Consider the following 13,516-nt stretch of genomic DNA (forward strand, 5'->3'; position numbering starts at 1 on the left):
TCATGTACGTAACAACGCACCATCCAACCGGGGAACAGGCCCCGAGAAGCAGGAGGGATGTCATTGAAAGCCTTATTTGAGAAGGAAAAAAATTACTGGAGTCATAAACTGGAATCTGAGGATCATACCATCTGCCTACCATACACTAACCATGTGTCCAGAAGTACAACTGTAACGAGTTTAAATTCCCATATGTACACGCTCACATTTCCAACTGAAATTTCCCAAAGAATATCATCTATAACAGGTGGCGCTCCATGGGCCGTGTTTATGGTCCTGCTTGCTGGAGTAGAGAGCTTATTGCATAAATACACAGGTGAGGAACGTGTGCTGCTGGGCATTCCGGTAGCCAAGTCTAGCAACGGTGCTACAAAGCCGATCAACCATCTACTTTTATTGAAAAATACGCTGGATTCCAGCACAACCTTCAAAGCCTTGCTGTCTCAAATCAAAACCTCTGTCGGCGAAGCTATTGAACATCAAAACATTCCTTTTTGGAACTATTCTGAATTACTTGACATTCAACGTGATGAGGATGGAAAGCCTCTTATTCACACCACAGTATCCTTGCGAAATATTCATATTTCTGATTTTTTGGATCACGTACAATCTGAACTAGATTTCCAGTTTCAATGGGAACATGAAGCGGTTTCCCTAAACGTAAAGTATAGTAGCGACCGTTATAGCGAGACGACGATTGAGCACTTTGTTGAGCAGCTTCTGCGGCTGTACACTATTGTTTTGCAGCAGCCAGAGTTGGCGATTTCCACAGCACAAGTGCTGTCAGAGCAAGAAATAGAGCAGCTGCTCCATACCTTCAACGATACAAATGTGGATTATCCACGTCATGCGTCTATTCATGAATTGTTCGAGAAACAGGCGAAGCAGACACCACAGCAGGTGGCGGTAGTGTATGGGCAAGATAGCCTAACCTATGCAGAATTGAATGAAAAGGCCAACCGACTGGCTCATTCTTTACGTAAGCAGGGAATCCGCACCGAGCAGACGGTCGGCATTGTAGCTGAACGCTCGATTGAGATGATTGTCGGTATGCTCGGAATTCTCAAAGCAGGTGGAGCGTATGTACCCATTGATTCTGATTACCCGGATGAGCGTGTACGCTATTTGCTGAAGGATTCCGGTGCGGACATACTGCTCGTGCAGCGAATGGAACATCGGCCCACTGATTTTAAGGGAATGGTGCTTGACCTTAGCGATGCCGCAATTTATGGAACGGATGATGCTGATCGTTACGATCCCATTTTGTCGAATGAGCACGGGACGAATACTGATTCGGGATACGTGGACTGCCTAGATCCGTTCTACTCCATTTCCGCCAGTCCCGAACTTGCTTCTACGACAACCATACAACCAGAAATCATGCAACCAAAAGCTACGCAATCAGAACAAGCAGAACCAGAACAAATACAGCAGACTTATGCAGCTAAAGAACAACCACAGGCGAGCGCAGCTGGTCGCTTGGCCTATATTATGTACACCTCAGGGACTACAGGCCAGCCCAAAGGGGTTATGGTGGAGCACCGTAATGTCGTGCGTTTGGTGACAAACACAAACTATGCACGCTTGAATGCCGACACACGCATTTTGCAGACCGGGTCTGTTGTCTTTGACGCGTCCACCTTCGAAGTTTGGGGTGCGCTATTGAACGGTGGACAGCTGGTGCTGGTGAGTCAGGATGTTATTTTGGACGCGCCCAAGCTCAAGGAAGTTGTCCGCAATCACGGCATTACCACGATGTGGCTGACCGCACCACTCTTTAATCAGCTATCCCAGCAGGACTTGGAACTATTTGAGGGGATGCGGGAGCTATTGGTCGGTGGTGATGTGCTGTCCGTACCGCATATTAATCGGGTATTGGAGGCCCATCCGAATCTACATATTATTAACGGCTACGGTCCGACGGAAAATACGACTTTTTCTACCACACAAGCCATTACTGGCGTTCAATCGGGATCTGTGCCCATTGGTAGCCCGATCTATAACTCGACGGCATATGTCGTGGACGGTTCGATGCAGCTCCAGCCTGTTGGAGCGTGGGGGGAACTGATTGTCGGCGGTGACGGGGTGGCTCGCGGATACCGCAACCGCCCAGAACTGACGACCGAAAAGTTCATTGACAGCCCGTTCCGTGGTGGCGAACGCTGCTATCGAACAGGGGACCTGGTGCGTTGGAATGCGGACGGGACGCTGGAATATAAGGGACGGATCGACGCGCAGGTAAAAATCCGGGGCTACCGGATCGAGCTGGGCGAGGTGGAAGCACAGCTGTTGAAGCTGGAGGCAGTCCGAGAAGCTGTTGTAATTGCACATGAAGATGAACAGGGGCAAAAGCTGCTCTGCGCATATGTGGTCACCCATGCGGAAGTAGCGACAAGTGAGCTGCGTAGCGCTTTGAGTCAGGAGCTGCCGGGCTACATGGTACCGTCGTATTTTGTACAGCTAGAGCAATTGCCACTGACGCCCAACGGCAAGGTGGATCGCCGAGCGTTGCCACAGCCAGAGGGAGGTGTAGGCTCAGGCGCAGAATATGTACCTCCTCAAAATCAATTACAAGCACAACTGGCTAGCATCTGGAAAGATGTGCTTGAGCTTGAGCGCATTGGCATTAAGGATAACTTTTTTGAGGCAGGAGGACATTCCCTGCGGGCGACACATGTCATATCACTCATCTATAAAGAATTGCATAGAAATGTGCAGCTAAAGGATCTGTTCCAGCATCCGACCATTGAACAGCTGGCGCAAGTTATTGAAGCACTGGAGCAAACCACTTATGAATCCATCCCTGTTACGGAGAATAAGCCATTTTATGCGGTCTCTTCGGCTCAAAAACGGATGTATATCCTCAATCAGCTTGATGGAGCGGGAATTAGCTATAACATACCTGGTGTCCTGACTCTGACCGGTTCACTTAATCACAAGGCACTGGATAGCGCGTTCCGTCAGCTTATTGACCGTCATGAAACATTGCGCACAAGTTTTGAGACCATGAACGGTGAACCTGTCCAGCGAGTACATGACGAGGTTCCTTTTTGCATGGAATTGACTAATGCTCACGGAGCTACCCCAAAGGAAACGGATGAGCTGGTACGTAACTTTGTCCAACCATTCGATCTGGGGCAGGCTCCGTTATTCCGAGTTGGTTTGATTGAAACAGACCCAGAGCATCATATTTTGCTCATGGATATGCATCATATCATTTCGGACGGCACCTCTATAAATGTACTAATTCAGGACTTCATTCATTTATATGCAGGCGACACGCTGCCCTCGTTACGCATTCAGTATAAAGACTACGCCGCTTGGCAACAGAAGCAGCAGCAAAGTGAACGCTACCGGGAACAGGAAAACTACTGGCTCAATACCTTCGCAGGAGAGCTACCAGTGCTTGATCTACCGACTGATTATCCACGGCCAGCGGTGAGAAGCTTTGAAGGAGATGTGCTGGAATTTACGCTTGACCAACGACAAAGCGCAGGCTTAAAAAGCATTGCGGTGCAGACGGAATCGACATTATATATGGTGCTGTTGGCAGCCTATTCGGCTTTGCTTAGCCACTATAGCGGGCAGGAGGATATTATTGTCGGTTCGCCAATTGCAGGGCGGCCCCATGCGGATCTTGGCAGTCTGATCGGGATGTTCGTGAATACACTGGCAATCCGTAATTATCCAGAAGGCGGGAAAACGTTCCGCGATTATGTGTTGGAGGTCAAGGAAAACGCGTTAAAGGCTTTTGAACATCAGGATTATCCGTTTGAAGAGCTAGTGGAGAAGCTAAGCGTGGATCGAGATTTAAGCCGTAATCCGTTATTTGATACCATGTTTGCACTACAAAACATAGAGCAAAAAGAGCAGCAGCTGGCGGGGCTGCAATTGGCATCTTATCCAAGTGAGCAAACGACGGCCAAATTTGATTTGAGTCTGTTCGCAGTGGAGGATGGAGAACAAATTTCCTGTGCTCTTCAATACGGAACTCGGCTGTACAAACGAGAAACCATTGAACGACTGACTGAACATTTGCAGCAGCTTATCAATGCGGTTACTCAACAGCCGGATATCGCTCTTTCGGCTATAGAAATGGTTTCGGCCCAAGAAAAAGAGCTGCTTGTGCAGAGATTCAATGATACGGTAGCAGACTATCCGTATCCACGAGATCAAGCACTGCATGTGCTGTTCGAGGAACAGGTAGCACAATCACCTGATCGGCTGGCCATCACCTTTGCGGACATGCAGCTTACCTACCGTGAGCTGAATGAACGTGCCGACCGTCTGGCACGCATTCTCGCTTCCCATGGGATACGGCGCGGGTCCGAGCCAGAGACACAGCGAGTAGCAATTATGGCTGAACGCTCCATTGAAATGGTCGTCGGTATGCTGGCGATTTTGAAGGTCGGAGGGGCTTACGTTCCCATTGATCCTGATTATCCTGAAGAGCGTATCCGTTATTTACTGGAGGATTCCGGTGCGGGGCTGTTACTGTTACAACGACGTGAGCAGATGCCTTTTGAACCAGGCATTCCGGTCATCGATTTGAGTGATGAACAACGATGGAGTACCAAATCTGAATTTGACGCTCATACGGATGGAACACTTCCGATTACAACAGGGGGATCTTCCTCGGATCTTGCGTATGTGATCTACACCTCTGGTACGACAGGCAAGCCGAAGGGCGTGATGATTGAGCACCGTAATGTCGTGCGCCTAGTGAAAAACAAAAGCTATGCCACGCTTGATGAAAATACACGTATGCTGCAATTGGGCGCAGTTGTGTTCGATGCCTCCACATTTGAAATCTGGGGAACGCTGCTGAACGGGGGACAACTGTATGTGGTAAGTCATGACACTATTCTGGATGCCTCCAAGCTCAAACAGGCAATTGACAAGTATCGTGTTAACACGATGTTCATGACCACGGCTTTATTCAATCAATATTCGCAGCAAGAAATCGGAGTGTTTGCGTCCTTGAAGGAGTTGCTCGTGGGTGGTGATGTGTTGTCTGTACCGCACGTCAATCGTGTGTTGAAGGAGTACTCGCAGCTTCGCCTAGCCAATATTTATGGGCCGACTGAGAACACCACCTTTTCCACCATCTATGACATTACAGAACCGCAAACCCAGGCTATTCCCATTGGACGTCCAATTGATCACTCGACCGCTTATGTGGTCAATCGTTCGTTGAAGCTGCAACCTATCGGGGCCTGGGGGGAACTGATCGTCGGTGGTGATGGTGTTGGGCGTGGATATCTGAATCGGCCCGAGCTTACGGCGGAAAAATTTATTGAAAGTCCATTCCGGTCTGGAGAATATTGCTATCGTACAGGGGACTTAGTGCGTTGGCGTGCTGATGGTGTACTGGAGTACAAGGGAAGAATGGATGAACAGGTCAAAATTCGCGGCTACCGCATTGAACTGGGTGAAATTGAAACCCGTTTGTCCACGATTCCAGGTGTGAAGGAATCAGTTGTTACCGTGCGGCAGGACGATCACGGACAAAAACAGCTATGTGCCTATTTTGTAACAGATAGCGAACTGAGCGCCAGCGACTTACGTAACATTTTGTCGCAGGATCTGCCTGGCTATATGGTGCCGTCCTACTTTGTGCAGCTCTCCAGACTGCCTTTGACGCTGAATGGCAAAGTAGACCGCAGGGCACTGCCCGCACCTGAGCACAATCTCGATACAGGTATGGACTATGTGGCACCCGAGACGGATGTCCAACAGGCACTGGCTACAGCTTGGGGAGCCATTCTTGGTATCCCGAAAGTCGGAATACAGGATAACTTTTTCCATTTGGGTGGTGACTCCATCAAGGCCATTCAAGTATCGTCCCGCTTATTTCAGGCTGGATACAAGCTGGAAATGAAGGACTTGTTCAAATACCCGACAATTGCAGGACTAAGCACATGTATTCAGCCTGTTAACCGAATAGCCGAGCAGGGCGAGGTTACAGGAAATGTAGTGCTTACACCGATTCAGCGCTGGTTTTTTGAACAACCAACGGGAGAACCACACTATTTTAACCAATCTGTCATGCTCTATCGGCAGGAAGGCTATGACGAACAGGCACTACGGCGGGCGCTCCATCAGATTACATCACACCATGATGCATTGCGTATGGTTTTTAGTTTGTCGGAGAACGGATGTACAGCATGGAACCGCAGTGTAGCGGAAGGCGAACCGTACCATCTGGAATGCTTTGACTATAATGACAGCGATGTAAACCAGCAAGATTTGGCGAAGATAATTGAAGCGAAGTGCAATGAAATTCAATCTGGTATTTCTCTAAGTGAAGGTCCGCTGATGAGACTGGGGCTGTTCCGTTGCCCGGATGGAGATCATCTGCTGGTCGTGATTCATCATTTGGCGGTGGACGGGGTATCTTGGCGCATTTTATTCGAGGATTTGGCGACTGCCTATGATCAAGCTTCCAAGGGTGAACAGGTGATTCAGCTGCCTCATAAAACAGATTCGTTCCAAACGTGGGCCGAGCAGCTGCACGCTTATGCCAACAGTCCAGCTATGGAACGTGAGCGTGCGTATTGGGGGAAACTTGCACAAGCGGAACTAGCCCCTTTGCCGCAGGATTACGGGTATAACGAGCACGAAAAGCCATTGATTGGCGATAGTGAGTCGGTTACTGCTTTGTGGACACACGCAGAGACAGAGCAGCTGCTCAAACAGGCCAATCGTGCCTACCGTACAGAAATTAATGACCTGTTGTTGACGGCAGTAGGAATGGCATTGCAAGCATGGAGTGGAAATGATCGGTTCCTGATAAATCTAGAGGGACATGGACGTGAAGCCATTTTACCAGAGGTGGACATTACCCGGACGATAGGGTGGTTTACAAGCCAATATCCTGTTTTGCTCGATATGCCGGAAGAACTGGCACTTTCGCAACGGATTAAGCGGGTGAAGGAAGGACTGCGCGGCATCCCGCAAAAAGGGATTGGCTACGGTGTACTGAAATACTTAGCCGATCATCAGACACAGGCACCGGAGGCATCTTCAGCTATATTTACGACAGATCCCGAAATCAGCTTTAACTATTTGGGACAGTTCGATCAGGATATGAAAGGGAACGACTTGCAATCTTCCTCATATGAGGGTGGGATGCCGCTGAGCCCGACCATGGCTCGAACGTATACGCTGGATTTTGGTGGCATCATTTCGGGAGGCCAACTGGGTCTGACGATTAGCTATAGCCGTACCAGCTATAGACCGGAGACGATCGAGCGATTGGCGAAATTACTGGAATCGAGCCTGCGTGAAATTTTGGTGCATTGCATCCATAAAGAACACCCGGAGCTGACCCCGAGTGATATTTCCTATAAAGGAATGAGTGTGGAGGGTTTGGACAGCCTCTTATCTGAAATGGGTGCTGCAGGTGAGATCGACAATGTATATGCACTGACCCCGATGCAGAAAGGGATGCTGTTTCACAGCCAGCTAGATAGTCAAGCAGCCGCGAATGACGCGTATTTTGAGCAGGTTTCTTATGATATGCGAGGTCAGATGGACATTCGGGCTTTTGCAGAAAGCCTGAATATTCTGGTTCGGCGACATGAGGCGCTGCGTACACATTTTTATTTTGGCAGAGATACGGAACCATTGCAGGTGGTGTATCGAAATCAGGATTGCGGCTTTCAATATGAAGATTTACACCATCTGGAGAAGGATGAAATAGATACCCGGGTGGAAAATTTCAAGCTACAAGATAAAGCACGAGGTTTTGATCTGCGTAGGGATGTTCTGCTGCGTGTAGCGATTTTACGTACCGGAGAAGACAGCTATCATTTTGTATGGAGCTTCCATCATATCGTCATGGACGGCTGGTGTCTGTCCCTTATAAATAAAGAAGTGTTTGAAAGCTATGCAGCACTTCAGGAGGGCAGAGTACCAGAGCTGGCACCCGCAGTGCCGTACAGCCGCTTTATTGAATGGCTCGAAGCACAGGATCGCAAGGCGGCAACCGACTACTGGAGCAGCTATTTATCCGGATATGAGCAGCAAACAGCATTACCAGCTGTAAAATCCGGTCGCAAGAGTGGAGGCAACACGGCTAGTGATTGGGTGACGGTTTTGGAACGTGAGTTGACCCTCCGGGTGGAGGAGACGGCTAAGCGATATCAAGTGACCATGAATACGTTACTACAAACCGCATGGGGGATTTTACTGCAAAAATATAACAACCACAGTGACGTCGTATTTGGCAGTGTCGTCTCAGGCCGTCCATCGGATATTATCGGGGTAGAGGATATTATCGGCTTGTTCATTAATACCATTCCTGTTCGCATCCTTAGTGAGGCAGGGGAATCTTTTGCAGAAGTTATGAAGAAAACGCAGGAGCAGGCTCTGGCTTCTCATGCGTATGATACGTATCCACTGTTTGAGATTCAGGCATTGACCGATCAGAAACAGGATTTAATTAACCATATTATGGTATTTGAAAATTATCCGGTAGATGAGCAGGTCGAAGAACTGGGAAGTGACGGGCAGGAACTATTCCCGATTTCCAACGTGGTGGCTGCAGAGCAGACTAACTATGATCTGAGCTTAGTCGTTATGCCAGGAGAATGCATCAAGATTCGTTTTATGTATAATGCGTTAAGTTATGATCAAACAGGCATTAAGCGTCTGCATGGACATTTTGTGAATCTGTTGGAGCAAGTTTTGCTTAACCCGAATGTTTGCATAGAAGAGCTGGAACTGGTTACAGCGGCGGAAAAACAACAAATTACAGGAGAGTTTAATAACACTGCCTCTGCATATCCAAGCAATCACACGATCCAAAAATTGTTTGAGGAGCAGGCAGAGCGTACGCCGGATCATATTGCCGTCGCTTTGGGTCATCAATCATTGACCTACCGGGAGCTCAATGAGACAGCCAACCGATTAGCGCATACGCTGTGTGATGCAGGGGTGAAACCCGATGAACCTGTTGGCATTTTGACGGAGCGCTCGCTGGATATGATTACGGGAACACTCGCTATTTTGAAGGCTGGTGGCGCGTATGTGCCGGTAGATCCACAATATCCGGAGGACCGTATCCGTTATATGCTGGAGGACTCGGGAGCCAAACTGCTGCTGGCTCAACAAGATTTGCTGGATCGTTGCTATTTTGACGGACAGATTGTTAATCTGAATGAGGATACGTCCTACAGTGCAGATGCTTCCAATCTGGGTATAGATGGAGCGGGTAATCATGCTGCTTATGTTATTTATACCTCAGGCTCAACAGGTAAGCCTAAGGGTGTCGTTGTTGAGCATCAAAGTGTCGTGCGCCTTGTCCGCAATACCGATTATGTGCCATTTGATGAATCGACTCGAATGCTGCAGACTTGCGCGTTTGTATTTGATGTATCTACGTTTGAAATTTGGGGCGCGCTGCTGAACGGCGGTCAGCTTGTTCTTGTGCATAAGGATGATCTATTGGACGCGGCCAAGCTTAAAGAGACGATACGGGATCATAGCATCACCATGATGTGGCTGACCACACCGTTATTTAATCAGCTTTCACAGCAGGATAGTAAACTTTTCGGCGATGTGAAGTATTTGCTGGTTGGTGGTGATGTTTTGTCTGCACCCCATATTAACCGGGTTCTGCGTGATAATCCGGACATGAACATCATTAACGGCTATGGACCAACGGAAAATACAACCTTTTCGACGACGTATCACATTACGGAAGAACAGCTGGATTCTGTGCCGATCGGACGTCCCATCTGCAATTCGACGGCGTATGTTGTGGATTCGTCATTTAACCTGCAACCGGTCGGAGCCTGGGGTGAGCTGGTTGTCGGCGGAGACGGAGTTGCACGTGGTTATTTAAATCGTTCTGAGCTGACGGCTGAGAGATTTCTTGCTAACCCGTGGGTGGACGGAGATCGCCTGTACTGTACAGGAGATCTTGTTCGCTGGCGTGAAGACGGCATATTGGAATACGCCGGACGGATTGATCAACAGGTTAAAATTCGCGGTTACCGGATTGAGCTGGGCGAAGTGGAGGCGCGGCTGGCAAGTGTACCGTCCGTGCGGGATAGCGTCGTTATCGCTTTGCGGGATGGAACGGGTCAACAGCAATTATGTGCTTACTTCACTGCCGATGAACAGCTGACCGTCCGTGAGATTCGAGCTGCGATGTCGGCCAGTCTGCCGAGCTATATGATTCCATCCGCATTTGTACAACTGGATCGGCTTCCGCTGACGACAAACGGCAAAATCGATCGCAAAGCTTTACCTGTGCCGGACAAAGGGCTGCACACGGGTATAGAATATGTCGCCCCGCGAACCGATGTGGAGCAGTTGCTGGCATCCATTTGGCAGGAAGTGCTTGAAATTCCACAAGTGGGTATCCATGATGACTTTTTCACGTTGGGTGGACATTCCTTGAAAGTACTGGAGCTTATACGCAAAGTTCACCTTGCCACAGACATTGAGCTCCCCATCCGTAGTGTTATGGACTTCCCGACTATAGAAGAGCAGGCGCTCACATTATTGAAAGCGGATCTGGAATACAAGGCCGATAGTCCAATCATACGGTTGAATGAACACGGTCCGATCTCCATCTTCTGCTTTCCTCCTATGCTTGGATACGGGCTGTCGTTCGCGGAGCTGGCCAAACAACTGGATCAGGACGCAGTCGTGTATGGATTGGAGTTCGTGGATGATGCTGCCGATGAGCAGGCCATGCTGGCACGTTACGTTGATTTGATCGTCAGCACGCAAGCGCAAGGTCCGTATGTACTGCTTGGTTATTCCATAGGTGGTAATCTGGCGCATAAGGTTGCTGACACACTGGAACGTCAAGGTCATACCGTATCAGATATTTTTATGCTCGATTCGGTCAAAAGGGCGGAAGCCCTGCCCTTCACAGCTGAAGAAACAGAGCATGAAATTCATGACATGCTGGAACAGGTTCCCGACTCCTACCGTGAGCTGTTGAATGAAACGTACCAACGTAAAATGATCGCTTACGCGGTGTATGGCAACCAGCTTGTGAATACAGAGAGCGTTCAGGCGAATATTCACGGCTTTGTCGCCGTTGGATCGGAAACGGTGAGGGGTACAGGAGATAATCGACTTTTATGGAAAGACGCTACACAAGGTAGCTATGAAGAGCATAGCTTGATTGGTAATCATTATGAACTACTGGAACCCGGATTTATCGAGAAAAATGTAAAAAGTATCCGTGCCGCAATACAAAAGATAACTCGGAACACGGACAAAGACATGACACAAGATTTAGCACATCATAAATCTTGAAAATCTACGGTTGATGATTTTAAGAACTGAATCACTAATTTTTTAATCTGTAACACATGAATCCTGATCGACAGGTAAGATGCCGTCTGCTTACACGACTCGATCAGGATTCGCTTTATTATGTGCACTCCCGCGATGGGAAGTGCGATGATTCCATAGCGCCATGCTGATGGCTTCCATACGGAGTATAAATATCTGCTCGCTATGCAATCACCGCACGGTTCAAATCATTAAATCAACTTCATACGTAAGGATGGTACTTCAATATGAAGAATAAAGGCATTTGCTACCTATCCGCATTTTTAGCAGCGTTGTTTCTCTGGAACCTGCTCATTGCTCCGGCATGGGCAATAGACAGCATAACACCTAATTCATTGGAAAAAAAAGTGGACGATATCATGGTTACAAAATTGGAAAAATTGCATATTCCGGGGGCTGCGGTCGTCGTGACTCAGGGAACCCAAATTCTTTTTAGTAAAGGCTACGGATATGCAGATCTGGAGCGGAAAATGGCATTCGATCCAGCAAAGACCATTGTTCGTGTCGGCTCTCTAACCAAATCATTTAGTGCAAGCGCCACGATGCAGCTGGTTGAGCAAAACAAGCTTGATTTGAATGAAGACGTGAATAACTATCTCCACAGCTATAAAGCTACGCAATACCAGAATCAGCCTTTCAATTTGCATCAGCTTTTGACACATACCTCAGGATTGGATGAAGCGCTGTACGACATTAACAGCTCGACTCGGGCAGGCGTTTTACCCACAGAACAGTATCTCAGCACGTATTTTCAAAATCAGCCACCTATCCGCAAACCTGGAATTCAGTATGAATACAGTAATGTCGCCTTCGGTCTGATCGGTAATATCGTGGAGCAAGTAAGCGGTCAGGGACTGAATGATTACCTTCGTACACATCTGTTCCAGCCGATGAATATGCCCAGCGCGACACTGGAATTGCCGTTAAATCATCCTGCACAGGCCCAGTCGTATCAGTGGAAGGATGGAGCGTATTTGAAACAGCCTTTGTCGTATATCAATCTGCCCGGAGCAGGAGCGTTGAACGTCACACCCAACGAGTTTTCCCATTACTTGATCACTCATTTAAACCAAGGCAAGTATGAGGGCAAAGTGGTGCTCCAACCACATACGGTAAAAGTGATGCATGCGCAGCAATTTGCAGTCGATGCACGCCTGGATGGCGTGGGCTACGGATTTTTTCGTGGTCATTTGGAGACAGGAGTACCTATGCTGTGGGCTACCGGGGAAATTGATGATTTTATTTCCGAAATGGTACTGATTCCGTCACAAAAGATCGGCATTTTTGTGATCATTAATTCAGCTGACACGGACACTCTGCTTCATGGAAAAGTCATCGATGCGATAGCCCAAATGCTGCCCGCAAATCCGCAGGCCGCTTCTCAGTCACTGGCTCGTTCTACCACGCAAGTGAAGCTTTCGCCAGAGATTGAGGGTGTATATCAGGTGGATTCTAATCCTGTTCATGGGTGGGGAAAATGGATTCGAATACTGGGAAACATTACATACACCGTGCGAATTCAAGATGATCATACGTTAATTGTTAAAGGAAAATACCCAAATGAGAATGAAGCAACAGACAAAGTTTTTCAAGCAGCAGGCGATGGATTGTTTGTGGAAAAGGAGGGCCAGCTTAAAATTTTGCTGTATCAGGAAAACGGTACGTGGATGATGGTTGCCCCGGATAGTAAAACCATGAAGCAAACGACACTTTGGCACCGCACCTGGACTCTGCTTGTCAGCTATGCAGCCGCCTCCTTATTTTTCATCACAACCTTGCTAATTTGGATCGTAAGATATGTGATCAAAGCTATCCGTAAAACGAATAATCACATTTCGTCCAACCTTGCATTCATTGCGTCACTAAACACGATTTTTCTCGGAGTGCAGGTCGTCTATGGTAACAATCAGATCGTGTATGGCTATTCCGCGTGGTATATCTGGGGAATTTGCACACTGCCACTCATTTCAGCACTCATTGCCGTGTGGGTATTGATCGTGAATGGCGCAAAGCTGATTACAGGGGAAAGAAGAACCCGGGCTGCCGGGAAAATCCTATTTGCGGTGCTCACATTGCTGCATACAGTGTATCTTTTTTATTGGAATTTCCTTCCTATCCATTATTCCTAAAGATTTACAAAACAATGCATATTCGAACATAAATGAATGCTAAAATTTGTATCTGATGCCCCCCA

The 13,516-nt window shown here is 48.1% G+C and carries 2 protein-coding genes; both read left to right on the forward strand.

Going from position 1 to position 13,516, the window contains the following annotated elements:
* Positions 1 to 63: 63 nt before the first annotated feature.
* Positions 64 to 11,283, forward strand: coding sequence for a non-ribosomal peptide synthetase (locus MKY98_RS11740; protein ID WP_208332773.1), 11,220 nt, complete (start codon positions 64 to 66; stop codon positions 11,281 to 11,283).
* A 266-nt stretch (positions 11,284 to 11,549) separates the two neighbouring features.
* Positions 11,550 to 13,451 carry a serine hydrolase domain-containing protein gene (locus MKY98_RS11745; protein ID WP_069011683.1) on the forward strand — a complete coding sequence of 634 codons (1,902 nt, stop codon included), beginning with the start codon at positions 11,550 to 11,552 and terminating at the stop codon, positions 13,449 to 13,451.
* The last annotated feature ends 65 nt before the right edge of the window (positions 13,452 to 13,516 follow it).

It is taken from the genome of Paenibacillus sp. FSL M8-0228, assembly GCF_038007385.1.
GTDB classification, from domain to species: domain Bacteria; phylum Bacillota; class Bacilli; order Paenibacillales; family Paenibacillaceae; genus Paenibacillus; species Paenibacillus polymyxa_D.

Bases quoted from the DNA above. Each gene is read 5' to 3' on its own strand.
- MKY98_RS11745 (WP_069011683.1), top strand. From the start codon at position 11,550: ATGAAGAATAAAGGCATTTGCTACCTATCCGCATTTTTAGCAGCGTTG.